Below are 24327 nucleotides of genomic sequence, written 5' to 3' on the forward strand. Positions count from 1 at the left end.
ACCCGTGATGGGACAGCAGGATGACGTCGCGGTGCTGGTCGGCAACGGATTGTCGATCGCCTTCAACCCCGAGCTGGAGCTCCGCAGCATCACCGAGGAGGTGATGAGGCGCATCCGCACGGCGGACGGCGATGACGCGGTCGCCGCCATGAAGGAGATCGCGGAGAACGCCCTCCCCGAGGGCGTGACGAGCGCCGAGGACTTCGAGCACCTGGTCGGCGCCTTCGGGACGGAGTCCCGCATGCTGGGGATGCTGGAGACCCTCGCCACGCTGACGAGCCCCAAGGACGAGGAGCTGCGCGAGGCCATCCGACGGGTCGCGTCCTTCGCCGCGCAGGTCCGCGACAACGGCGTCTCGCACGTGCTGGAGGTGATCTGCGAGCGGACCCACGCGGAATTCGAGAAGGCCGCCGAGTTGCATGCTCTGGTCACCGCGATCCTGCAGGCGTTCCCCGGCAGGGTCGCGTTCGGGAACCTGAACTACGACACCCTCCTGCTGGCCGCGCTGCTCCACGTGTGCCGAGAGCGGGAGGTGGCGGATCTCGCGGACGGGCGCACGTCGGTCGAGGTCGCATTCGCCGCGAACAGGACACGCATGGTGAAGGCGTTGCGCCGCACCGCGGCGGATTTCCCGAAGGACTGGCGCGTGAACCTTCTGCACCTCCATGGCTCGCTGACCTACTGGGAGAACAGGCGGGACGACATCTACGCCAAGATCCCCAAGGAGATCCTCGACGATGAGAAGCAGTGGGCCGCCGTGCGGCAGCGCACCACGAACGTCCGGCCCTCGGTCGTCCTGGCGAACCCCCGGGACAAGGCGCAGCACGCGGGCGAATACCCGTACAAGCTCGCCTACGAGGTGTTCGAGGAGGGGCTGAACCGCGCAATGCGCTGGATCGTCATCGGCTACTCGTTCCGCGACGCGCCCATCAACCGGATGCTGAGCGCCCGCTTCCTCGACATGGAGGAGAAGCCGGCGGTCCTGGTGGTCACGCACGGCGAGGGCCCCACGGATCTGGAGGTCCATCGCGCGTTCGGGTGGGGCGCCGACGACGGCGATCCCTCCTCGTGGCTCACGATCTGCAGGTCCGGCGCGAACGGGCTCCAGCACACGGCGGAGTGGCAGGCCTACCTGGCCGGACCCGCCGGATCGCCTAAGGCGTGACGCCCGCCTCCCCCACCTCCGGCCGCCGCGCCGTGAGATACAGCCGATGCGCCGTGATCACCAGCGCCAGCCACGCGCCGCCGAGGAAGAAGGCGGCGAGGACGTCCGTGAACCAGTGGTGGCCGAGGTACACGCGGGTGGCGCCGATGGTCACCGCGAAGACCACGGCGACCGCGATCGAGAGCACGCGGGTCGCGCGGCGGTGCTGGCGGAGGAGGAGCAGGTAGGCGAGGATCCCGGCGATCGCCACCGCGTTCAGCGTGTGCCCGCTCGGGAACGACGGCGACGTCTCGTACGGCGGCACCGCGTCGGCGAGGTCGGGGCGGGCGCGGTCGATGATGTCCTTGCCCGCGATGGTGAGCAGCAGGGATCCGCCGCCGGCCGCCAGCACCAGGATGACCGGGGTCCACGAGCGGCGCCTCACGGCCAGGAACAGCATCGTCACCACCGCGATGATCGGCATGACCACGACGCCCGCGACGTCCGTGTACGCGGTCGCCGCATCGTTCAGCCACGGCGTGCGGATGCCGATCATGAAGGCGAGGAGCGGCCGGTCGAGGCCGGCCACCCCGTCGGCGTCGGTCACGTTGTCGTAGACCTGCGCGGCGATCGCGGCGAGGCCGAACGCGAGCACGAGGCCCACCAGCAGCGTGATCACGAGGGCCGCGTACGGCCCGAGCGCCCGCATGATCCGCTGCACGAGCCGCACCAGCGCGCGGCCGGCCGGCGTCACCCAGCGCGTGAGGTCGCGGTCGCCGAGGAAGCGGTCGCGGCGGAGCTCGCCGGCGACGCCCAGGTCGGCGGGGTCGAGGGGATGGAGGGGCCTGCGCCCGCGGGTATCGCTCATGTCGGACGCCTCTCGTCGGCGGACCACCCGCCCCTGCGACGCTACCGACGCGGGCCGTCCGCCGACGCCGCCTCTCCCTCCTTCGGGACCACCGTCCCGATGTCCCACACGAACGGCGGCGCCGTGCCGTTGATGGACCAGTCGCCGACGATGCGCGCCTTGTAGACGACCGGGTTGTGGGAGGCGACCGTGCGCGCGTTGCGCCAGTGCCGATCCAGCCCGCGGGCGCGACTCGTGGCGGAGGCGCCGAGCGTGTCGAACACCCGGGTCGCCGCGCGCGGCACCGACTCCGAGAGCACCACCTGCGCCTGCGCCGAGCGGATCTCGGCGAGCACGTTCGCCTGCACGTCGGCGTCGCTCCCGGGCTCGTGCGCCGTGTCCGCCGCGGCCTGCACCGCCTCCGCGACACCCCGCACGAGCAGCCGCGCCGTGTACGCGACGGCGGAGATCTCCCCCACCACCGCCTGGATCTGCGCGTCGTCCCGCACGAGCGACGCCACCCCGTGGCTGTAGACCCGGGTGCGCTCGCGGACGGCCCGGGCCGTGTCGCGCTCCGCCGCCACCGCCACCCCGGCGAGGACGGCGAGCAGCACGAGCTGGTACAGCGCCGTCTGGTACCGGAACCGCTCGGCGAACGGCGCGACGTGGGCGGCGTCCACCTCCGCGTCCTCGAACACGATGGTGCCGGTGCCGGTGAGCTGCTGGCCGAAGCCGTCCCAGTCGTCGGAGATGCGCACGCCGGGCTGGTCGGTGCGGACGATGGCGGTCACGGGCTCGCCATCCCGGTCGGCCGTCACGTCCGTCCACGCGGCGAAGATGCTGCCCGTCGTGTAGTACTTGCGGCCGTTCAGCACCCAGCGGTCGCCGCGGCGCTCCAGCTTCGTCTGCGCCGTGCCGATCGCGCCCGAGCCGACCTCGCTCCAGGCGTTGCCGACGAGCTCGCCCGCCGCGAACCGCCGCAGCCACGCGTCGCGCTCGGGCCCGGGCGGCGCCTGCAGCCGGTCCTCGACGAACGCGATGTGGCCGCGGAGGATCTGCGGCAGGTTCGAGTCCGCGGCGGCGAGCTCCACGAGCACCTCGGCGAGCTCGGGGATGCTGAGGCCCTCGCCGCCCTGATCCACGGGCACGCGGAGACGGGACAGCCCTGCGTCGACGAGATCGCGCAGGGGCTCGACGGGCAGCTCGTGGTCGCGCTCGCGGGCGACGGCGCCCTCGGCGATGCGATCGAGCAGGGGACGGAGGCGCGCGAGGACGGCGTCGAGTCGGCGGGTCACGGGATCCTCACGTGTAGAGCGAGATCGGCTGGAGCTCGCCGGTGAGCGCGTGCGCCCCGACCTCGAGCTTCTTGTAGTCCACCGGGTCGTGGAGGGAGTGCGTGCGGACGTTCCGCCAGAAGAGGTCGAGGCCCGTCGATGACCTGGCCGAGCTGGATCCCGTGACCTCGAACACGCGGTTCGCCACCTCGACCCCCACCTCGGTGGCCACCACCTTCAGCTTCGCGACCTCGATCGCGATGCCGCCGCGCACGTCCGCCGTGACGGCGTCGCCGAGGTCGACGACCTCGTCGAACGCGCGGCCGGCCCGATCCGCCAGCGCCTCCACCGCGGCGATGCGGGATGCCAGCTCGCCCACGACGCGCTGCACGAACGGGTCGTGCCGGTACGCGTCCGCCGGGCTGAGGAACCAGCTGCCGCGTCGGCCGCGCACGAGGTCGAGGGCCTTCGCGAGGGCCCCCTCCGCGATGCCGAGGTACAGGTTGCCGAACGCGAGCTGGATCCCGGGGGTCACGAGCGTGGAGAACGGCTCGTCCGTGCCGAGGCCGAGCACGTCGGCCGGGTCGACGCGCACTCGCGTGAACCGCACGGATCCGCTCGCGGAGAGGCGCTGGCCGAGCGCGTCCCAGTCGCCCAGGTACTCGATCCCCGGCCGGTCGTGGTCGAGCGCGAACACGACGATGCGCCCGTCGAGGTCGCCGCCCGCGACGACCGCGTTCACGAGCACGACGTCGCCCGCGGACGCGCCCGTGGAGAACCGCTTGAGGCCGTCGAGCCGGTAGCCGTCGCCGTCGGGCGTGAGCCGGAGGTCGGGATCGGTCGGATTGACGGAGTCGCCCCACACCCAGCGCCCGGCGACCGTGCGGCGGTAGCCCTCCGCGCGCGTCGCCCCGGTCGCGGTGAAGCCGAGGTTGCCGGAGTTGATGTAGTGGTACGCGAGGACCTGCGCGATGGACGCATCGGTGCGCGACAGGATCCGCACGGCGAGGAACGCGGACTCCCAGTGCCCGCCTCCCCCGCCGTGCTCGGCCGGGTCGAGGAGGTTGACGAGGCCGCTGTCGCGGAGCAGGTCGAGCTCGGTCGTGGGATCCGCGTTGGCCCGGTCGCGGTCGAGGGCGTCCTCGTCGAGGGTGGCCGCGACCCGCTCGGCGACGGCCCGCCACCGCGCGAGCTCGTCGCGGGACGCGGTGCCGCGCCACGGCGATCGCGCATCGGCTGCCGCAGCGGGCGCGGGCGACGGGGCCGGGGCGGCGTCGGATCGGGTGGTCGTGTCAGTCATGTCAGTCCGTTCCGGGATCGGTGGTCGCGGGGAAGAGGGAGGGCGCGGTGTCGTCGGCGGCGCTCGGCGCGCCCACGTAGGCGCCGCGGTAGGCGTGCGCGGGGTGCCACGCGGGCACGACCGGGGATCCGGTGCCGTTGAGGCGGCCGCGCAGGGTGCCCTCCGGGTACTCGTCCCACACGCGTCCGCGGCGGCGCAGCTCCGGCACCAGCAGGTCGACGACCGCCTCGAACGTGCCGGGGGTGACCACGTAGGCGAGGTTGAAGCCGTCGGTGCCGCCCACCTCGATCCATCGCTCGAGCTCATCGGCGACGGTGGTCGCGCTGCCGGAGATGACCGGGCCGATGCCGCCGATGCCCACGTAGTGCGCCACGTCACGGGGCGTCCAGTCGCGATCCGGGTCGTAGCGGGTGAAGATCGCGAGCGCCGACCGGGCGGCGTCCGTGTCGACGTACTTCAGCGGCGCGTCGGGGTCGTACCCGGAGAGGTCGAGCCCGGACCAGCCGCCGTACAGGGCGAGGGCCCCGTCGAGGCTCACGTAGCCGCGGTACTCCTCGAGGAGCGCGGCCGCCGCCTCGTCGGTCTCGGCGACGATCACGGTGGCGAGCGTCAGGATCCGCACGCTGTCGCGCGGCCGGCCGATGCGCTCCGCCCGGTCCCGGATGTCGTCCGTCACCGGGCGGGTGAGCTCCGGCGTGAGGCCGTTGATGAAGATCGCCTCACCGTGCTTCGCCGCGAACTCGCGGCCCCGGGGCGATGCGCCGGCCTGGAAGACGACCGGCGTGCGCTGCGGGCTGGGCTCCGACAGGTGCACCCCGGGCACCCGGAAGTGCTCGCCCTCGTGCGCGATGGGATGCACCTTCGCGGGATCCGTGTAGACGCCGCGCTCACGATCCACCACCACGGCGTCGTCCTCCCACGAGCCCTCCCACAGCTTGTACGCGACGTCGAGGAACTCGTCGCCGATGCCGTAGCGGTCATCGTGCCCGATCTGCGTCTCGAGGCCGAGGTTGCGGGCGGCGGAGTCGAGGTAGCTCGTGACGACGTTCCAGCCGATGCGTCCGCCGGTGAAGTGGTCGAGGGTCGAGAAGCGGCGCGCGAGCGCGTACGGCAGCTCGTAGGTGGACGCCACGGTGAGGCCGAAGCCGAGGTGCCGGGTGGCGTGCGCCATGGCGGAGACCTGCACGACGGGATCCCCCACGGGGATCTGCGCGGAGTCCTCCAGCGCCGGGGCAGCCGAGTGCCGGTACACGTCGTAGACGCCGACCACGTCCGCGATGAAGAGGGCGTCGAAGGTGCCGCGCTCCAGGAGCCGGGCGAGGTCGACCCAGTAGTCGAGCGAGTTGTAGCGGTGGGCCTGGTTGGCGGGATGCCGCCACAGACCAGGCGCCTGGTGCGTCACGCAGCTCATGTCGAACGCGTTGAGGATGATGCGGGATGCCATCGGGCTCCGTCCTTCCCCCGGTGCGGGCGCGTGGCTGTCCGGGGAGACGGCCACGCGGCCGGCCCCGTCAGCGGAGCCGTGCGGCCCGAAGGTAGCCGCGCGCCGCCGCCGCCCGGAAGGGCCGCCGCAACACGGCGACACGTGCCGCGACACGGTTCGTCACACCGTGACGCCGTCCTACGCCGGGCCTCCCGCTGGCGCGCCGGACGCCCTACCTTCCTCAGCAGCGGAGGCGCCGACGCCCTCCGATCCGTCCGACCCACGAGGGGAACCCATGTCCCACATCCGCTCCCGCCGCGGGCACCGCGCGCGCCGCCTCGTGCTCGCCGCCGGTGTCGCGGCCGCCGCCCTCGCCCTGTCGGCGTGCTCCGGCGACTCCGCCGACGCGGGCTCGGCCGACGGCGACATCACGGGCCAGGAGCTCACCGTCCTCATGATCTCCTCCCACGAGGGCGCGGCGAAGTGGCTCGCAGCCGAGTTCGAGAAGGAGACGGGGGCGAAGATCACGCCCGTCATCGTCCCGTACGACGAGATCGGGTCGAAGCTCGCGCTCGACCAGCAGTCCGGCGCCGACACCATCGACGTGGCCGCGCCCTGGTACACGTCCCTCGGCGACCTGGCGGCCGACGGCGCGATCCAGGACATCACCGACCGGGTCGACGGCGACCCCTCGATCGACGTGGGGGACTTCATCCCCTCCATCTGGGAGCCGTACACCCAGGTCGACGGGCGCACCTACGGCCTGCCCTTCGACGGCGACACGCACGTGCTCTTCTACAACAAGGAGATCCTGGCGCGGAACGGCTTCACGGAGCCGCCGAGGACGTGGGACGAGTACCTCCAGCAGGTCACCACCATCACCGCGAACGAGAAGGCGAACGGGGTCTACGGCGCCGCCGTGTTCGGGCAGAAGTCGCCCCTGATCCTCGGCGCGAGCTTCGCGAACCGGCTCGCGGGCTTCGGCGGCTCCTTCCTCGACGCGGACGGGCGGCCCACGATCGACAGCCCGCAGGCGGTCGCCGCCGCGCAGGCCCTCGTCGACGTGCAGGACCAGGCGCTGCCCACGCCCGCCGAGACCGACTTCGGCGCGGGGAACAGCGCGTGGTTCGCCGGGAAGGTCGCCTTCATCGAGAACTGGACCGACCTCGGCGTCCGCAGCGAGGATCCGTCGTCGGGCTCCCAGGTCGCGGGCAAGTGGGGCGTCACCCTGCTGCCCACCGGAGGGGCGAACACGACGCCGCGGGCCTCGCTCGTCGCCGGGTTCAGCTGGGTCGTCGCCGCGAACACGCAGAAGACCGCGCTCGCCGAGAGGTTCATCACGTGGGCGTCGTCGTCGGAGGTGAACGCGAAGCTCCTCACCGCGTCGCCGCCCACGGGCATCGATCCCAACCGCGTCTCCTCGCTCGAGGACCCGACCTACGGCGCCCAGTTCCCGCAGATCCAGCAGGTGAACCGCGCGACCCTCGACGGCGCGCTCGCGTGGCCGACGGGCAAGAACGCCACCGAGGCCGCGCAGGTGCTCACGGACGAGCTCGCGAAGCTGCTCGCCGGCGAGGGCGGGACCGCGCAGGAGACGCTGGACCGGGTGCAGGCGAAGTGGGAAGAGCTCCTCGAGTGAGCGTCGCGATCGCCCCGAAGACGCGGTCGCCGCGGGAGTCGGGGCCGACCTGGGAGTCGGGGTCGCCCCGGGAGCGGGCGCCGCGGATCCCCCGGGCACGCCGTCGCGGACGCGGCACCTGGCCGCGGCGCGTCTTCGTCGCCCCCGCGGTGCTCGCGCTCGTCGTGCTCGGCGGGTACCCGCTCGTGTTCATCGCGCTCGCCGCCCTCACCGAGTCGAGCCTCGGGCGGCCGTTCCAGGAGTTCGTCGGCACCGCGACCTTCGCCGACGTCCTGGCGGAGGGCGACACGACCGCGGCGCTCGTGCGCGGCGTCGTCCACGCGCTCCTCGTCACCGCCGTGAGCCTCGTGCTCGGGGTGGCGACGGCGGTGGCGCTGTGGCGGTCGGTGCACGCGGGCGCCGTGGTGCGCACCCTGCTGCTGCTCCCGATGATCACCCCGCCCGTCGTGGTGGGCGTGCTCTGGAAGCTCGTCTTCGCGCCGAACGGCGGGCTGGTGGACGTGCTCGTGACCGCCGTGGTGCCCGGGGGCGCATCCCTCTCGGTGCTGTCGCAGCCCGTGACCGCCTTCCTCGGCGTCGCGCTCGCGGACGTCTGGGAGTGGACGCCGCTCATCGTCCTGCTCGTGTTCGCGGCGCTCATCGGCCAGGATCCGGCGGTCGGCGAGGCCGCCGCGCTCGACGGCGCGCACGGCCTGCGGCTGTTCCGCAGCATCACCCTCCCCGCGATCGCGGGCACCGTCGCGGCGGTCGCCCTCATCCGCCTGGTGCTGGCGTTCAAGCTGTTCGACCTCGTCTACATCCTCACCTCGGGCGGGCCGGGACAGGCGACGACCGTGCCCGCCTACCTCATCTGGCAGGCGGCCCTGCAGCACTTCGACGTCGGTCGGGCGTCCGTCATCACGCTGCTGCTCGCCGTGGTCGTGACGGTCGTCACGCTCCCCGTCGTCGCCATCACCCGGAGGCTCCACGATGCCTGACGCGCCCGTCCGCGCCGCCCGTCCGCGATCCGTCCGACGCCCCGGCGCGCGGCGCCGCTCCCGCGGGGCCGACCTGTGGCTGGCCCTCTCCCTCGCCGCCGCCCTCGTGCCGCTGGCGTACCTGCTGTCGGTGTCGCTCATGTCGCAGGGCCAGGTGTCCGCCGGGATCCTCGTGCCGACGGACCCCAGCTGGGGCAACTGGGCGGCCGCGCTCGCCGGCTCCGGCCTGCCCCGCGGGATCCTCAACTCCCTCGTCACGTCCCTCGCCGCGTCCGCCCTCACGCTGCTCTTCGCGCTCCCCGCCGCGTGGGCGATGGCCCGGCACCGCACGGGAGGCCGGGCGCTCGCCGGGCTCGTGCTCAGCCCGTGGCTGCTGCCGCCGATCGTCGCGATCGTGCCGGTGTTCACGCTGCTGCGGATCCTGCACCTCAACAACACGCTCACCGGCCTGACGCTCGTCTACGCGCTCGCGAACACCGCGGTGGCCGTCTGGCTGCTCGAGGGCTTCGTGCGCCGCATCCCCGTGGAGCTCGACGAGGCCGCGCAGCTCGACGGCGCCGGCGAGTGGCGCGTGCTCGCCAGCATCGTCACCCCGATGCTCACGCCCGCCCTCGTGTCGGTCGGCGTGATCGTGGCGGTGCTCGACTACGACGAGTTCCTGTTCGCCACGTTCCTCACGCAGGGGCACACCGCGCAGACCTTCCCCGTGGTCCTGTCGCTCATGCTGGGCGAGCGCGTGCAGGACTTCGGCAAGATCGCGGCCGCGTCCCTCATCGGCGTGATCCCGCTGTTCGCCGCCGCGACGGTCCTCCAGCGCCGGCTCGTGGCGGGCCTCACGGGCGGATCCGTCGACGCGGGCGCGCACGCTGCCCGCCGCATCCGCCGCGCTCCGGCCCGCTGAGCGCACGGCTCCGGACGGAGGACGCGCCACGTAAGACCGGGTCGTCGTGGCCCATGCGCGAAGCTGGTCCCGGCCGCGGACGACCCGCCGCCCACCCGCGAGGAGGACCCGGATGATCACCCTGACCGCCGCATCCGCCATGGCCGTCGTCGCCCTCGGCATGGTCCTCACGCCGGGCCCGAACATGATGTACCTGGTCTCGCGCAGCATCAGCCAGGGCCGTCGCGCGGGACTCGTCTCGCTGGCCGGCACCGGCGTGGGCTTCGTCGTCTACATGACCATGGCCAACGTCGGCCTGGCCGCCGTCTTCGTCGTGGTGCCGTGGCTCTACACGGGACTCAAGGTCGCCGGGGCGGCGTACCTGCTGTGGCTGGCGTGGTCCACGCTCCGCCCGGGCGGCGCCTCCGTCTTCGACATGCGCGACCTGCCGCGCGACTCCTCCGCGAAGCTCTTCCGCATGGGGCTCGTCACCAACCTGCTCAACCCGAAGGCCGCGATCATGTACCTCGCGCTCATCCCGCAGTTCGTCGACCGGGCCGCGGGCGATGTCGTCGCGCAGGGCTTCCAGCTCGGGGCGGTGCAGATCGCGGTGAGCCTCGCGGTGAACGCGGGCATCGTCCTCGCAGCCGGCTCGATCGCCGTCTTCCTGCGAGGCCGACCCCGGTGGATGCGCTGGCAGCGTTGGGCCACCGGCGGGCTCCTCGGCGCGGTCGGCGTGAAGCTCGCCATCGAGGCGCCGGCGCCGGCCTAGGGCCCGAGCGGGACGACGGTCACCGCGGATCCGCCGCCCCGCTCGCCGCGAACGACCGTGCCGCGCGCGTCACCGCCTCCGACAGCGCGCGCATCGCCGGGGTCTCCACGCGCCGGGCGAGCGACGCGAGGTAGATGGTGCGCGCGGGGATCCGGTCGGCCGGCCGGAACGACACCGCCCGCACGTCGTCCCGGTGCGACGCGAGCGCGAGCCGCGGCGCCATCGCGATGCCGACGCCCGCCGCCACCATCGCCTGCACCTCCTGGTAGTCGTACGCCTCGTACGCGACCTCCGGCCGGATGCCCGCCGCCGCGCAGCTGCGGTAGAGCACGTCGGCCGCCGGGTGCCCGCCGTTGCGCGTGATCCACGACTCCTTCCGCAGCGACTTGAGCGACACCCCGTCGCGGATGGGGCTGTCGACCGCGACGAGCAGCATGGTCTCGTCCTCCACGAGCTTCCGCAGCGCGAGGTGCTTCTCGGCCTCCTCGGTCCACGCGTAGCTCCACAGCAGCGCGAGCTCCACCTCGCCGGAGCTGAGCTTGTCGATGAGCTCGGGCCGCAGCGCCGACTGCACGCGGATCTCGATGCCCGGCCACGCCGCGTGCGCGTCCTTGAGCGCGTCCGCCAGCAGCGACGCGCTCACGGTGGGGAAGGACCCGAGCCGCACGGTGCCGTGCTCGAGCCCGCGGATCGCCTCGAGCTCGCCCTCGGCGGCCCGCAGCTCGCGCCGCACCGTGCGCGCCTTCGCCGCGAGGACCTGGCCGGCCTCCGTCAGCCGCATGCCGCGCGGGAGGCGGTCGAGCACGGGCTGGCCGATGAGCTGCTCGAGCTTCGCGATGCGCTGCGACGCCGCCGAGGTGGTCATCCGCGAGCGGGCCGCGCCGCCCGTCAGCGTGCCGGTGTCAACCACGTCGAGCAGCAGATCCAGCGTGACGAGGTCGAAGGAGGCCATGCGCCGACTTTAGCGGAGCTGAACGGGGTCGTAGCAGATCGAGCTTCTCCTTGACCCTCCGCGTTCGTAGCGTGAGCACATCGACGACGACCAGGAGGCCTCGTGAGCATCCCCGCCACCCTCATGCGCGGAGGGACCAGCAAGTGCTGGCTCTTCGACCGCGACGCCGTCCCGGCCGACCGGGACGCGCTCGCCGAGCTCCTCATCGAGCTGTTCGGCGCCGACGACCCGCGTCAGCTCGACGGCGTCGGCGGCGGCACCTCGGTCACGTCGAAGGCCGTGATCGTGGGCCGGAGCGACGAGCCGGGCATCGACGTCGACTACCTCTTCGCGCAGGTCGCGATAGGCGCGCACGTCGTGGAGTGGGGCAGCAACTGCGGCAACTGCGCCACGGCCGTCGCCCAGTGGTCGGTCGAGCGGTTCGAGCTGGCGGACGCCGGAGACGCGGCCACCACCGTCCGGATGCGGAACCTCAACACCTCCGCCGTCGTCGTCGCCCAGGTCGCGGGCGCACGGGACGCCGAGGTCTCGGTGCCCGGCGTCCGCGGATCCGGCACCGCCGTCGACCTCGCGTTCGTCGACCCGGCCGGATCCACCACCGGCTCCCTCTTCCCCACCGGCTCGGTGCGCGAGCAGCTCGTCGTCGACGGCACCGCCTACGAGGTGACGATGGCCGACGCGGGCGCGCCCGTCGTGCTGCTCGCCGCGGCCGACCTCGGGCTGCCGTCCGCCGCGACCGAGATCGAGATCCTCGCCGCCGTGCCGCTGCTGCGCCGGATCCGCGCGCACGCCGCCGTCGCCATGGGCATCGCGCCGAGCGTCGCCGAGGCGGGCGACGCCGTGCCCAAGGTGGGCGTCGTCGGCCCGGCGGTCGACCACGTGACCACGCTCGGCGACCAGGTGCGCGCGGCCGACCACGACGTCTCCGTGCGCATGCTCTCGATGAACGCGGCGCATCCCACCATCGGCCTCACGAGCGCCGTCGCCCTGGCCCTGGCGGCCCGCGAGCCCGGCACCGTGCTCGAGCGCGTGGGCGTGGATCCGGCGACCGCACCGCTGCGCCTCGGCACCCTCGGCGGCCCGCTCCGCGCCGGCGTCGAGGTCGACGCATCCGGCACGCGGGTGCTGCTCCAGCGGGCGGCCCGCCGCCTCGCGGACTCCGAGCTCCTCACGCACCACGAACCCATCCCGCTCGCCCCCACCCGCTGACGCGTCCCGCGTCCGCGATCACCAGGAGAAGACAGTGTCGTCTATCGAGATCATCCCCCTCATCGGCCTCGTCGTGATGTTCGTCATCGCGACGGTGTTCCCGATCAACATCGGCTTCCTCGGCTTCATCGGCGCCTTCCTCGTCGGCGCCATCGCGTTCGGCTACGACGACAAGGAGATCCTCGAGGTCTTCCCGTCGTCGATCGTGCTCACGATCATCGGCGTCACCTACTTCTTCGGCATGGCGAAGCAGAACGGCACCATCGACCTGATGGTGAGCGCCTGCATCCGGGCCGTGCGCGGGAAGCTCTACCTCATCCCGTGGGTCTTCTTCCTGGTGGCCGCGTTCCTCACGTCGCTCGGCACGTTCAGCCCGGCCGCGGTCGCGCTCATCGCCCCGGCCGCCATGAGCTTCGCGGGCCGCACGCGCATGAGCCCGCTCGTGATGGGGATCATGACCATCAACGGCGCGCACGCCGGCGCCTTCTCGCCCATCTCCGTCTCGGGCGTGCTGGTGCGCGACATCGTGGAGGGCAACGGCCTCGCCATCGACCCGTGGCAGCTGTTCTTCTCCAGCTTCGGGATCAACACGCTCCTGTCGGTGCTGACGGTCGCCGCCTACGCCATCACGAGCCGCGTGAGGACGCTCGAGTACACGGCCACCGGCAGCGTCATGACCATCGAGGACGACACGGTCGACGCCGACCACGTGCCGCTCACCCGGGTGCGGATGCTGACGCTCGCGCTCATCGCCGCGATCCTGGTGATCGTGCTCGTCGGCCACCAGCCGATCAGCTTCGTGGCCATCGCGGCCGGCGTGATCCTCTCCTTCACGGACCTCAAGAACACGAGCCGCTCGATCGCCGGCATCAGCTGGCCGACCGTGCTGCTGGTGGGCGGCATGGTCACCTACATCGCGATGCTCCAGGAGCTCGGCGTGATCGACGACCTCGCCGACATGGCGCTGCTCATCGGCGCCCCCGTGGTCGTGGCGCTCGTGCTCTGCTACGTGATCGGCGCCTCCTCGGCCTTCGCCTCCTCCACTGCGCTGCTCGCGGCGATCATCCCCCTGTCCCTGCCTCTGCTGCAGCTCGGCGAGCTGCCCGTGGTGGGTGTGGTCGCGGCGCTCTCGATCGCCGCCACGGTGGTCGACGTCTCGCCGTTCTCCACCAACGGCGCGCTCGTGCTCGCCAACGCGCAGGGCATCGACCGGAACGTCTTCTACCGGCAGCTGCTGCTCAACGCGGGGGTCGTGGTGGCCGTAGCGCCGCTCATCTGCTGGGTGCTGCTGGTGGTCGTGCCGAACGCGTTCGCCTGATCCGACCGCACGCGCACCTCCCGCCCCGCGGCGGGAGGAGGGAGAGTGGAGCATGACCGCACCGATCCGCATCGCCGTCCTCGACGACTACCAGGGCGTGTCCGCTCGTCTGGCCGACTGGGGCGCGATCCCCGGAGCCGAGGCGACGGCGTTCCGGGAGCACCTCGGATCCACCGAGGAGGTGGTCGCGGCGCTGCGGCCCTTCGACGTCGTGGTGGCCATGCGCGAGCGCACCCGCTTCGACGAGGCCGTGCTCGCCGCCCTCCCGGCGCTCCGGCTGCTCGTGACCACCGGCCGCGCGAACGCCGCCATCGACCTACCGGCCGCCGCACGCGCCGGGATCCTGGTGTCGGGCGGCGCGACCGGCGGCACCTCGGGCGCGGCCGAGCTGACGTGGGCGCTGATCCTCGCGACGCTGCGGCACGTGCCCGAGGAGGACCGCCGCGTGCGCGACGGCCTCTGGCAGGGCACGATCGGCGGCGACCTGCAGGGCCGGCGGCTCGGGATCGTCGGGCTCGGCGCGATCGGCGCGCGCGTCGCCCGGGTCGCGCTCGCCTTCGACATGGAGGTGGCGGCGTGGAGCCGGCACCTGGATCCAGAGCGGGCGCGCGGCCTCGGAGTGATCCCCGTCGACAAGGACGAGCTGGTCGCCACCGCCGACGTCCTGAGCGTGCACGCCAAGCTCGACGCGTCGTCCGTCGGCCTCATCGGGGAACGCGACATCGCCGCGATGAAGCCCACGGCGATCCTCGTCAACACCGCCCGCGGACCGCTCGTCGACGAGGCCGCGCTGCTCGCCGCCCTGCACGCGGGCCGGATCGGCGGGGCGGGGCTCGACGTCTTCGACCGCGAGCCGCTGCCCGCCGACTCGCCGTGGCGACAGGCACCGCGCACGGTCCTCACGCCGCACCTCGGCTACGTGACGGAGGACGCCTATCGCCGCTTCTTCGCCGAGGCGCAGGAGAGCGTGGCCGCGTGGGTCGCGGGCGCGCCGATCCGGCTGCTCGGCTGATCAACCCCGGCGGGCCTTCCCGGTCGGTCTGCCGGATCCGAGCACGAACCGCACCAGCCGCGTCACGCTATCCGCGTGGTCGGTCTCGCGGCCGAGCACCCGCAGCACGATGACGCCGAGGATCGCCTGGCCGAGCTCGTCGACGGGCGCGTGGGCGGGGAGCTGGCCCGCGCGGATCCCCGAGGCGAGCCGCTCCGAGAGGTCGCGGTCGACGCCGAGGCTCGCGCCGAGGTGGTCGCCGACCGCCTCGTCCTCGGCCGCCGCGGCGACCAGCGAGCGGACGAGCGGCCCGCCGCCGGGCGCGTCGAGTACGGCCAGCACATCGGTGAGCCAGCGCTCGATGTCGGCGAGCAGGTCGCCCGTGTCCGGCACGGCGAACTCCACCGGGATCAGCCGGCCCTCGGTCATGCACTCGGCGATGAGCGCGCCGCGCGACGGCCACCACCGGTAGATCGTCTGCTTGCCGACGCCGGCCTCCTTGGCGACGCCCTCGATCGTGAGGTGGTCGTAGCCGACGGCGTGGATGAGGCGCACGGTCGCGCCGAGGATCGCCTCGCGGGCCGCCTCGCTGCGGAGCCGCCCGGACCTGTGCTCGTTCATCCGGTCAGGGTAGCTCCAGGGACTAGACGAGACGTAGCGTATCGTCGAAGCGTCTGAAGGAGATGACATGGCGTCAGTGCTGTACCGGCTCGGTTCGATGGCCGCGCGTCGCGCGTGGCTCGTGATCGTCTCGTGGGTGGTGATCCTCGGGATCGGCGTGGGCTCGTTCCTCGCGTTCGCCGGCACCCTCGGCAACAGCTTCGACATCCCGGGCACGGCCTCCGGCGCCGTCACCGACGAGCTCGCGCAGACGCTGCCCGACACCGCGGGCGGCACCGGCACGGTCGTCTACCGGACCACCGACGGCTCGGCCTTCACCGACCAGCAGAAGGCCGACATCTCGGCGCTGGCCGCGAGCGCGGGCGACCTCCCGGGCGTCGCGCGCGTCGTGGATCCGTTCGCCGTCACCCAGCAGCGCGCCGACCAGGCCGCGCAGCTCGCCAGCGGTGACGAGCAGATCACCGCGGGCCGCACGCAGCTCGACCAGGCGCAGCAGCAGCTCGACGCCGGCAAGGCGCAGCTCGACGCGGGCCAGCAGCAGCTCACCGCCGCGCGCCAGCAGGCCGAGGCCGCGGGCGCGCCCGCCGCGCAGATCGCCGCGCTCGACGCGCAGCAGGCCCAGCTCGATGCGCAGACGCAGGCCCTCCAGCAGCAGCAGGCCACCGTCGACTCCTCGCGCACGCAGCTCGAGTCGGGCGCCGAGCAGGCCGAGCTCGGCCGCACGCTCCTCGGCCTCACGGACGGCATCGGCGTCGTCTCGGACGACGGCTCGACCGCCATCGTCAACGTGTCCTTCACGGATCCGCGCCTCGAGCTCTCCGAGGAGACCAAGCAGGACGCCATCGCGCACTTCCAGGACTCCCCCGTCGCCGGCACGAGCGTCGACTTCGCGACCGACCTCGCGCAGGGCGTGCCCGAGATCTTCGGCATCGGCGAGGTCGTCGGCCTCGTGTTCGCCGCCATCGTGCTCATCGTGATGCTCGGCACGCTCATCGCCGCGTCGCTGCCCATCGTCACCGCGGTGGTGGGCGTGGGCGTCGGCGTCACGGCGTCGCTCGCCTTCTCCGGGCTCGTCGACATGGCGTCGGTGACCCCGGTGCTGGGCGTGATGCTCGGCCTCGCGGTCGGCATCGACTACTCCCTCTTCATCGTCAACCGGCACCGCAAGCAGCTCCTCGGCGGCACGGGCGTGCGCGAGTCGATCGGGCTCGCCACCGGCACGTCGGGTACGGCGGTCGTGTTCGCGGGATCCACCGTGATCGTCGCGCTCCTCGCCCTCAACATCACGGGCGTGCCGTTCCTCGCGCTGATGGGCACGGTCGGCGCGGTCTGCGTGCTCGTCGCCGTGCTGGTCGCGATCACCCTCACGCCCGCGGTGCTCGGTCTCGCCGGCATGCGCGTGCTCCGGAAGCGCGACCGCGCGCGCGTCGCCGCCGGCCACGAGCGCCACCCGCACGGGGCGCCGACGGCGCTCAAGCCGATGTCGAACGCGCGCGCCGTGCTCACGGTGGTCGGCACGGTCGTGGCCCTGCTCGTGGTCGCGATCCCGAGCCTGTCGATGCGCCTCGGCTTGCCGGACGGATCCAGCGAGCCGGCCGGATCCACCAGCCAGCAGGCGTTCTCCACGGTCGCCGCCGAGTTCGGCGAGGGCGCCAACGGACCGCTGCTCGTGGTCGCCGACGTGCCTTCCGGCGTCTCCGAGGGCGACCTCCTCGCCACCCAGGTCGAGGTCGCGCAGGCGCTGCACGACCTCGACGACGTGGTCGCCGTCGCGCCCGTCGCGAACACCGACGACGGCACCGTGCTCGCGTTCCAGGTGCTCCCGACGGAGGGCCCGAACAGCGCGTCGACCGAGCAGCTGGTGCAGGACATCCGCGCGATGCCCGAGCTCGAGGGCGGCATCACGCTCGGCGTCGCCGGGCAGGCCGCCACGAACATCGACATCTCCGAGGCGCTGGCGGCGGTGCTGCCGCTCTACCTGCTCGTGGTCGTGGGGCTGTCGCTGCTGATCCTGATCGTGGTGTTCCGCTCGATCCTCCTGCCGCTCATCGCGACCGGCGGGTTCGTGCTGTCGCTGTTCGCGACCTACGGCCTCATCGTCGCGGTGTTCCAGTTCGGCTGGGGCGCGAGCCTCATCGGGCTGGAGAGCTCGGGGCCGATCCTGAGCTTCCTGCCGGTGATCCTCGTCGGGATCCTGTTCGGCCTCGCCATGGACTACCAGCTGTTCCTCGCGAGCGGAATGCGGGAGGCGTACGTGCACGGGGCCGAGGCGCGGCTCGCGGTGGTGCAGGGGTTCCGGGCCGGGCGCGCGGTCGTGACGGCGGCGGCGCTGATCATGGTGTCGGTGTTCGGCGGGTTCGTGTTCTCGGAGTCGACCATCATCCGGTCCATCGGATTCGGCCTCGCGTTCGGCGTGCTCCTCGACGCGTTCGTGGTGCGGATGCTGCTGATGCCCGCGCTCATGCACCTGCTCGGCCGCTCGGCCTGGTGGCTGCCGCGCTGGCTGGATCGGATCCTGCCGGACGTCGACATCGAGGGCGCGGCGCTGGAGCGGACGCACCCGCACGCGGCGCCGACGACGGCCGGGGCTCCCGCGGTGGAGCTCCCCGCGGGGCTCCCGGCCGACGGCGGGCATGGCGCGCACGCGGCGCCGCCCACGGCGTCGACCGTCCGCGCCGAGACGGAGGCCGCGCCGGACGAGCGGTAGGCGCGGCGGGGCGGGCCGGGCCGGGCGGTCCCGGCGGACGCGGCGGACGCGGCGGACGCGGCGGTCCCGGCGGTCCCGGCGGTCCCGGCGGTCCCGGCGGCCGCGGCGGACGCGGCGGCCGGCGATCCTCCCGGGACGGTCCCACCCGGCTGCGCGAGAGTGGATCCCGAGCACGTCCGCCCGGCCCGCCGCGACAGAAGGACCCGCCCATGACCGACGCCCCCGCCCCCGCGATCGCCGCCACGCCGATCCCGAAGCCCGAGCACCCGCGCCCGCAGTCCACGCGGCCGGACTGGCTGGTCCTCAACGGCACGTGGTCCTTCGAGCGCGACCGCGGCGACTCCGGCCTCGAGCGCGGGCTGCTCGGTCGGGAGCTGGCCGAGGAGATCCTCGTGCCGTTCGCGCCGGAGTCCACCGCATCGGGCATCGGCGACGTCGACTTCCTCACGGCCGTCTGGTACCGCCGCACCGTGCGGGTCCCCGCCGGCTGGAGCGGCCGCCGGGTCCTCCTCCACTTCGGCGCGGTCGACCACGACGCCACCGTGTGGGTGGGCGGCGAGGAGGTCGCGCGGCACCGCGGCGGCTTCACGTCGTTCACGGCCGACCTCGGCGTGCGGGCCGACGAGGAGGAGCTCGTGATCACGGTCCGCGCCCGCGACACCCGCGACGAGCCGCAGGCCCGCGGCAAGCAGGCCACCTGGTTCGCGAACACCGAGTGCTTCTACACGCGCACCACCGGGATCTGGCAGACGGTGTGGTTGGAGCCGGTGCCCGAGGCGCACATCCGCTCGGCCCACATCGAGCCGCAGCTCGGCGACGCGTCGTTCACGGTGACGCCCGAGCTCGCGCCGCGGACGGCGGGCCTCCGGTTCGAGGCCGTGCTCCGGGATGCGGCTGACGAGATCACGCGCGCGGCCGTGCCCGCCGGCCTCGGCGCCCGGGTCGTCCTGCGGATCCCTGCGGACCGCGTGCGCCCGTGGTCGCCGGAGGATCCGCACCTCTACGACATCGCGCTGCGCCTGGTCGACGGCACGGGCGACGACGCCCGGGTGGTCGACGAGGTCGCCTCCTACGGCGGCCTCCGCTCCATCGCGATCGACGGCCAGGACCTCCTCCTCAACGGCCGCCGCGTCTTCCAGCGCCTCGTGCTCGACCAGGGCTACTGGCCGGACACGCTCATGACCTCGCCCAACGACGCCGCGCTCGTCCGCGACATCGAGCTGTCGATGGCCGCGGGCTTCACCGGCGCGCGCCTGCACCAGAAGGTCTTCGAGGAGCGCTTCCTCTTCCACGCCGACCGGCTCGGCTACCTCGTGTGGGGCGAGTTCGGCGACTGGGGCGCGGGCGGAGGCCTCGGCAAGGACGCGCAGCAGCCGACGGCGTCGTTCATCACCCAGTGGATCGAGGCGGTCACCCGCGACCGCTCCCACCCGTCGATCGTCGGCTGGTGCCCGCTCAACGAGACGTACCAGGCGCTGCACGACCGCATCACGCAGCTCGACGACGTGACCGTCGGCATGTACCGGGCGACCAAGGCGGCGGATCCGTCGCGCCCCGTCCTCGACGCCTCCGGCTACTCCCATCGCGTGCCCGGCGCCGACGTCTACGACTCCCACTCCTACGAGCAGGACCCGGACGCGTTCCGCCGCGAGCAGGCCGGCCTCGCCGACGGCCGCCCGTTCGTCAACGAGCTCAATGGCCGCGCGATGTCGGTGCCGTACGCGGGCCAGCCGTTCTTCGTCTCCGAGTACGGCGGCATCTGGTGGAACCCGGCCGAGGCCGACGCCGCCGCCGATGATGACGACCCCGAGCGCGCGGTCTCCTGGGGCTACGGCGAGCGCGTCCGCACCGTGGAGGAGTGGCACGCCCGGTTCCGCGGCCTCACCGAGGTGCTGCTCGAGGATCCGCGCATGTTCGGCTACTGCTACACGCAGCTCACCGACACGTTCCAAGAGCAGAACGGCATCTACGACGCCCACCGCCGGCCCAAGTTCGACATCGCCCGCATCCGCGACGTGCAGGAGAAGCGGGCGGCGTACGAGGAGCGGGACGACGCTTGATCCGCGACGTGGACTTCCGAACACGTTCCGAATAGGATGACGGCATGTCCATCCTCCACGACGCCCGCACGACGATCCGTCGCTCGTCCGAGCTGAGCAAGCACTCGGCGGACGTGTTCGCGGAAGCGGAGGAGCACCCGGTCCAGGTGACGCGGCGCGACGGCGAGACCCTGGTGCTGATGTCCCAGAGCGCCGCGGACGCGCAGGCGCAGCTCCTCCAGCTCGCGGCCGACCTCATCACCGTCACCCTGGACGACGAGGGCTCCCTGGCCTCGCGCATGGCGCAGCGGTTCCCGTGGATGCTCGCCCTCTCCGCCGCAGATCAGGAGAGCTGCGCGCGCGAGCTCGTGGATGCGGCGCGCGCCTCCTTCTCCACCGGCCAGCCCCACCTCGCGATCGCCGAGCTCACCTCCTGGCGCGAGACCGCGACCGCCATCGCCGCCGGTCTCGCCCCCTCGCCGGTCGAGTGGCTCGATCGCCCGGTGCCGGTCGCGCGCCCCTGACCGTGGCGAAGGATCCGCTGGTCCCGCGTCCCACGAAGCAGTCCGAGCACACGATCGTCTTCGCCTCCGAGAGCGCGCGGAAGGGCTGGCAGGACCTGGCGGCGACCATCCGCGGCCCGCTGGCCGACACGTGGTACTTCCTCACCCGGACCCCGACGGAGCGCACGCCGACGAATTACCCGCTCAAGGGAGAGCTCGGCCTCGTCACCCGCGCCGGGCGAGACCACGTGCGCTGGCAGCACAAGCCCACCGCTCAAGGGGACGCCCGCATCTGGTTCTACGTCGAGGGGCAGACGGTCTTCCTCGAACAGGTCCACACGCGGCATCCGAACCAGACCAAGTAGGGCCGCTCACGACGAGAGCCCGCCCCCGCGATCCACATGGACCACGGGGGCGGGCTCTCGTCCGGGGCGAGACCGCCTCACCTCCCGGCGAGCGACCCGCCGATCCCGCCGACGCTGAAGTACTTGTTCAGCAGGGCGAAGATCAGCACGGGCGGCAGCATCATGATGACCGCGACCGCCATCACCGAACCCCAGTCGGCCGCGTTCTGCTGGAAGAACGTGTTGAGGCCGATGGGGAGGGTGTACTTCGTGAAGTCCTGCAGGAACAGGAGCGCGATCAGGTAGTCGTTCCAGGCCAGCAGGAACGAGAAGATCGCGGTCGAGAGGATGCCCGGCAGCGAGTTGCGGAGCACTACGCGCACGAACCCGCCGAACACGCTCGCGCCGTCCATCCACGCCGCCTCCTCCAGGGTGATGGGGATGGAGTCGATGTAGGCCGCCATCATCCAGATCGCGACCGACATGGTCGAGCCGATGTAGATGATCGCCACGCCCTGCAGCGTGTTGATGAGGCCCATCGCCGAGAACGTGATGAACAGCGGGATCGCCGCCGTCACCACCGGCAGGGCCTGCACCACGAACAGCACGAGCGAGTACCCGGAGACGAGCCGCGATCGCGAGCGGCTCAGCACGTAGCCGGCGGGCGCCGCGATCACGACCGACACGAGCACGGTCACGAGCGCGACGACGAGGCTGTTGCCGAGCCAGATCATCACGTCGGTGCCGCCGAGCACGCGCTCGAAGTTCTCGAGCGTGAACCCGGTCGCCGTGGAGTTCTGGCCCGGCTGGGTGGAGAGGAACAGCACCGCGAGGATCGGCGTGATCACCACGAGCGTGATGACCGCGATGAGCAGGAAGCGCCACCACTGGCCCTTCTGCTCGCGCTGCTTCGCGGAGGTCCGCTTGACGTCGCCGACGGTCGCCGAGGTGGCGCCGCCGACCGCGAGTGCCTGGCTCATTCGATGTCCGCCTTCTTGATCTGCCGGTACAGCAGCGTCGACACGAGGACGAGCACGGCCGTCATCATGAACGCGACCGCGGTGGCCGGTCCGGTCTGCAGGTTCTGGAACGCCTGCTGGTACGCCAGCACGATCAGCGACGTCGTCGCGTTCACGGGACCGCCCTGCGTGAGCAGGAAGATCGTCGGGAAGTCGTTGACGCAGAAGATCGTCATCAGCACCCAGCTGATGTACGTGGTGCGCGAGATGATCGGGAGGGTCACGCCGCGGAACGCCTGCCAGGCGCTCGCGCCGTCCATCTTCGCCGCCTCGTAGACGTTGGTGTCCACCGACGCGAGCGCCGAGGACATCATCATCAGCATGAACGGGAAGCTGATCCAGACCTTGAACACGCAGACCACGACCTGCGCGAGGAGCGGATCGCCGAGGAAGTTCGCGTCGGGGAACCCGAGCGTCGCCAGGATGATCGGCACCGGGCTCTGCGGCGTCGCCACCAGCCAGTTCCACGAGGTCGACGACACGACCACCGGCACGATCCACGGCAGGAGCAGCAGCACCTTGAAGAACCCGTTGGCCGGGATCCGGGTGCGCAGCAGCAGCGCGAGCGCGAGGCCCACGAGCCAGGAGCCGAAGACGCCCACGAGCGTGAAGACGATCGTGAAGACCGTCGCGTTGCGGAACGACTCCGAGGCCAGCACGCTCGCGTAGTTCTCGAACCCGACGAACGGCGTCTGCCACGGCAGCGTCGACGGCGTCCCCTTCTGCAGCGACTGCAGGAAGGAGTAGACGACGGGGTAGACGTTCAGCAGGATCAGCAGGATCAGCGACGGCAGGGCGAACAGCGCCAGCGTCGCGCCGGCCCGTCCGAGCGGCGTCTTCCCCGAGCCCTTGCGGGTCGGGCTCGGCCGCCGGCCGGGGCCGGCCACGCCCACGCCGCGGCGCGCCAGCCCGACCTTGTCGACGACGCGGGAATCGCGTGCGTCGCGCGTGTCCAACGCCATCAGGTCACCTCGCCCATGTCATGCCCTCCGGATGCGCGCGGCGTCACGCGCCCGCGTCCAGTTCCTTCTGCAGCTTCTCGAGGGCCTCGCGCGCCGTGACGGTGCCGCCGAGGACCGACTGCGCGAACGAGATCGTCGGCTGCGTGCCGTCGACCTTGGTCACGTTCTGGAAGACGGTGTTCGAGCCGGGCGCGCCCCAGGTCTTCGAGATGGGCTGCCAGTCGCTGAGGATCTTCGTGGTGTTCGGGTCGTCCGCGTACGCCTCGTCGGCGATGGACTTGAGCGGCGGCAGGCCGATGCCGGTCTGCTTCGTCCAGAGCGACTTCATGTTCTGGTAGTAGTACGTGAGGAACGCCTCGCTGTTCTCCTGGCTGGGCGTCGACTTGTACATCATGATGTTGTTCGGGAAGTAGAGCGCGCCCTTCTCGCCGCCGGGGCCCACGAGCGGGTCGCCGACCACCATCTGCGCCGCCGTCTCGGGCGTCACGTTCGCGGGGGCGCCCGCGCCGTCCCAGAGCATGCCGAAGGTGCCGGCGTCCATCTGCTGGTACGCGTTGTCGGAGGTGTAGGTGGCGCTGCGGGGATCCACGTAGCCGTTCTTCACCATGCCGAGCACCCACTCGACGGCCTCGATGTTCTTGTCGGTGACGACGTCCGGGTTCTGGTCGCCGTCGAACAGGCCGCCGCCGTTGTTGATCATGTGGGCGACGATCTGGTGGAAGCCGGTGAAGGCGCCGGCGCCGGAGCGGGTGCCGTAGCCGTAGACGCCGATCTTCTTGAGCCCGGCGCACGCGGCCTCGTAGGAGTCCCAGTCGGTGGGCGCCTCGACGCCGGCCTTCTCGAGGAGGTCCTTGCGGTACCAGTACATGCGCATGTCGAGGTTGTACGGGACGGCCGCGTAGCCGTTGGCCGTCTTCAGGGTGTCGACGAGGCCCGGGAGGAAGTCGTCGTAGATCCCGTTGCCCTTCCACGTCTCGATGAGGTCGTCGGCGTACGCGATCTTGCCCTGCGACTCGAAGAGGAACGCGGTCGTGCCGCCGCCCGAGCTCACCGCGGGGCCGTTGTTGGCGGCGACCGCGGTCGAGAAGGTCTGCGTGAAGTTGGCCCACTGGACCTGCTGGTAGCTGACCTTGCCGAACCCGCTCGCGGGCTTGTACGCGGCGGAGATCACCTTGTCCTCGGTGAGGAACGCGGGCGCGCCCCAGGGCATGTTCCAGAACTTGAGGGGTGCGCCGGCGCCGCTGGCGCCTCCTCCGCCGCCGCTGCAGGCGGCGAGGAGGCCGACCGCCGCGGCGCCGACCCCCGCGCTGAGGAGGGATCGTCGGGTGAGGCCGTTGCCGAAGGCGCTCGTTGACTGCTGTGGCATTTCTGACTCCGTCGTCTCGTGGTGCTGTGTGTGGTGGGAG

The 24327-nt window shown here is 72.3% G+C and carries 21 protein-coding genes; 12 read left to right on the plus strand and 9 right to left on the minus strand.

The annotated features are described in order from the left end of the window. Positions 1–4: 4 nt before the first annotated feature. A complete protein-coding gene (locus PED38_RS08495) occupies positions 5–1165 on the plus strand; it encodes a hypothetical protein (protein WP_333720442.1) in 1161 nt (386 codons plus the stop codon). Here PED38_RS08495 and PED38_RS08500 read toward each other — a convergent pair. From PED38_RS08500 to PED38_RS08515, 4 genes are read right to left on the minus strand one after another with little or no spacing between them, the layout of a single operon-like run. Continuing rightward, on the minus strand, positions 1155–2012 hold the full coding sequence (locus PED38_RS08500) for a phosphatase PAP2 family protein (RefSeq protein WP_270980854.1): 858 nt from the start codon (positions 2010–2012) through the stop codon (positions 1155–1157). The two genes, PED38_RS08495 and PED38_RS08500, sit on opposite strands and share 11 nt — an antisense overlap. A gap of 41 nt (positions 2013–2053) precedes the next feature. After that, positions 2054–3286, minus strand: coding sequence for an acyl-CoA dehydrogenase family protein (locus PED38_RS08505; protein ID WP_270980855.1), 1233 nt, complete (start codon positions 3284–3286; stop codon positions 2054–2056). A gap of 7 nt (positions 3287–3293) precedes the next feature. After that, on the minus strand, positions 3294–4565 hold the full coding sequence (locus PED38_RS08510; RefSeq protein WP_270980857.1) for an acyl-CoA dehydrogenase family protein: 1272 nt from the start codon (positions 4563–4565) through the stop codon (positions 3294–3296). Position 4566: 1 nt separating this feature from the next. Further along, a complete protein-coding gene (locus PED38_RS08515) occupies positions 4567–6009 on the minus strand; it encodes an LLM class flavin-dependent oxidoreductase (RefSeq protein WP_270980859.1) in 1443 nt (480 codons plus the stop codon). 274 nt (positions 6010–6283) lie between these two features. Between PED38_RS08515 and PED38_RS08520 the strand changes: the two genes are divergently transcribed. The 4 genes from PED38_RS08520 to PED38_RS08535 all read left to right on the plus strand — a co-directional run bounded on the left by PED38_RS08520 (position 6284) and on the right by PED38_RS08535 (position 10256). Beyond that, a complete protein-coding gene (locus tag PED38_RS08520) occupies positions 6284–7627 on the plus strand; it encodes an ABC transporter substrate-binding protein (protein WP_063071261.1) in 1344 nt (447 codons plus the stop codon). After that, positions 7624–8604: a carbohydrate ABC transporter permease gene (locus PED38_RS08525; RefSeq protein ID WP_254654496.1), complete on the plus strand. Its 981-nt coding sequence runs from the start codon at positions 7624–7626 to the stop codon at positions 8602–8604. The genes PED38_RS08520 and PED38_RS08525 overlap by 4 nt, the downstream gene beginning before the upstream one ends. Continuing rightward, positions 8597–9505 (plus strand): carbohydrate ABC transporter permease, encoded by a 909-nt coding sequence (locus tag PED38_RS08530; protein ID WP_063071260.1) that lies wholly within the window; start codon positions 8597–8599, stop codon positions 9503–9505. Before PED38_RS08525 ends, PED38_RS08530 begins: the two co-directional genes overlap by 8 nt. A gap of 112 nt (positions 9506–9617) precedes the next feature. Continuing rightward, the gene (locus PED38_RS08535) at positions 9618–10256 is read left to right on the plus strand and encodes a LysE family translocator (protein ID WP_063071259.1); all 639 of its coding nucleotides are present in this window, start codon (positions 9618–9620) and stop codon (positions 10254–10256) included. Positions 10257–10275: 19 nt separating this feature from the next. Here the strand turns inward: PED38_RS08535 and PED38_RS08540 are convergent, their stop codons facing one another. Then, positions 10276–11208 carry a LysR substrate-binding domain-containing protein gene (locus PED38_RS08540; RefSeq protein WP_270980860.1) on the minus strand — a complete coding sequence of 311 codons (933 nt, stop codon included), beginning with the start codon at positions 11206–11208 and terminating at the stop codon, positions 10276–10278. Between the two features lie 102 nt (positions 11209–11310). Between PED38_RS08540 and PED38_RS08545 the strand changes: the two genes are divergently transcribed. Genes PED38_RS08545 through PED38_RS08555 form a run of 3 tightly spaced genes read left to right on the plus strand, consistent with a single transcriptional unit; the run spans position 11311 to position 14747 of the window. Continuing rightward, complete coding sequence (locus PED38_RS08545) at positions 11311–12417, plus strand: PrpF domain-containing protein (RefSeq protein WP_270980861.1); 1107 nt, start codon at positions 11311–11313, stop codon at positions 12415–12417. Between the two features lie 34 nt (positions 12418–12451). After that, entirely contained in the window at positions 12452–13735 is a 1284-nt protein-coding gene (locus PED38_RS08550) for an SLC13 family permease (RefSeq protein ID WP_270980862.1), read from the plus strand. Between the two features lie 52 nt (positions 13736–13787). Next, positions 13788–14747 carry a D-2-hydroxyacid dehydrogenase family protein gene (locus PED38_RS08555; RefSeq protein ID WP_270980863.1) on the plus strand — a complete coding sequence of 320 codons (960 nt, stop codon included), beginning with the start codon at positions 13788–13790 and terminating at the stop codon, positions 14745–14747. Here the strand turns inward: PED38_RS08555 and PED38_RS08560 are convergent, their stop codons facing one another. Continuing rightward, the gene (locus PED38_RS08560) at positions 14748–15347 is read right to left on the minus strand and encodes a TetR/AcrR family transcriptional regulator (RefSeq protein ID WP_063071255.1); all 600 of its coding nucleotides are present in this window, start codon (positions 15345–15347) and stop codon (positions 14748–14750) included. Between the two features lie 67 nt (positions 15348–15414). Between PED38_RS08560 and PED38_RS08565 the strand changes: the two genes are divergently transcribed. The 4 genes from PED38_RS08565 to PED38_RS08580 all read left to right on the plus strand — a co-directional run bounded on the left by PED38_RS08565 (position 15415) and on the right by PED38_RS08580 (position 20961). After that, positions 15415–18054, plus strand: a complete 2640-nt coding sequence (locus PED38_RS08565) for an MMPL family transporter (RefSeq protein ID WP_270980864.1) — start codon at positions 15415–15417, stop codon at positions 18052–18054. A gap of 209 nt (positions 18055–18263) precedes the next feature. Then, positions 18264–20114, plus strand: coding sequence for a glycoside hydrolase family 2 protein (locus PED38_RS08570; protein ID WP_270980866.1), 1851 nt, complete (start codon positions 18264–18266; stop codon positions 20112–20114). A gap of 44 nt (positions 20115–20158) precedes the next feature. Beyond that, the gene (locus PED38_RS08575) at positions 20159–20617 is read left to right on the plus strand and encodes a prevent-host-death protein (protein ID WP_270980867.1); all 459 of its coding nucleotides are present in this window, start codon (positions 20159–20161) and stop codon (positions 20615–20617) included. Positions 20618–20619: 2 nt separating this feature from the next. Further along, positions 20620–20961, plus strand: a complete 342-nt coding sequence (locus tag PED38_RS08580; protein WP_270980869.1) for a hypothetical protein — start codon at positions 20620–20622, stop codon at positions 20959–20961. 77 nt (positions 20962–21038) lie between these two features. Here the strand turns inward: PED38_RS08580 and PED38_RS08585 are convergent, their stop codons facing one another. From PED38_RS08585 to PED38_RS08595, 3 genes are read right to left on the minus strand one after another with little or no spacing between them, the layout of a single operon-like run. Further along, positions 21039–21920, minus strand: coding sequence for a carbohydrate ABC transporter permease (locus tag PED38_RS08585; protein WP_194664939.1), 882 nt, complete (start codon positions 21918–21920; stop codon positions 21039–21041). Then, positions 21917–22921 carry a carbohydrate ABC transporter permease gene (locus PED38_RS08590; RefSeq protein ID WP_270980872.1) on the minus strand — a complete coding sequence of 335 codons (1005 nt, stop codon included), beginning with the start codon at positions 22919–22921 and terminating at the stop codon, positions 21917–21919. Before PED38_RS08590 ends, PED38_RS08585 begins: the two co-directional genes overlap by 4 nt. Before the next feature lie 43 nt (positions 22922–22964). After that, complete coding sequence (locus PED38_RS08595; protein WP_063072071.1) at positions 22965–24287, minus strand: ABC transporter substrate-binding protein; 1323 nt, start codon at positions 24285–24287, stop codon at positions 22965–22967. Between the last annotated feature and the right edge of the window lie 40 nt (positions 24288–24327).

The sequence above is a fragment of the Clavibacter sp. CT19 genome (genome assembly GCF_027858075.1).
GTDB lineage: Bacteria > Actinomycetota > Actinomycetes > Actinomycetales > Microbacteriaceae > Clavibacter > Clavibacter tessellarius_A.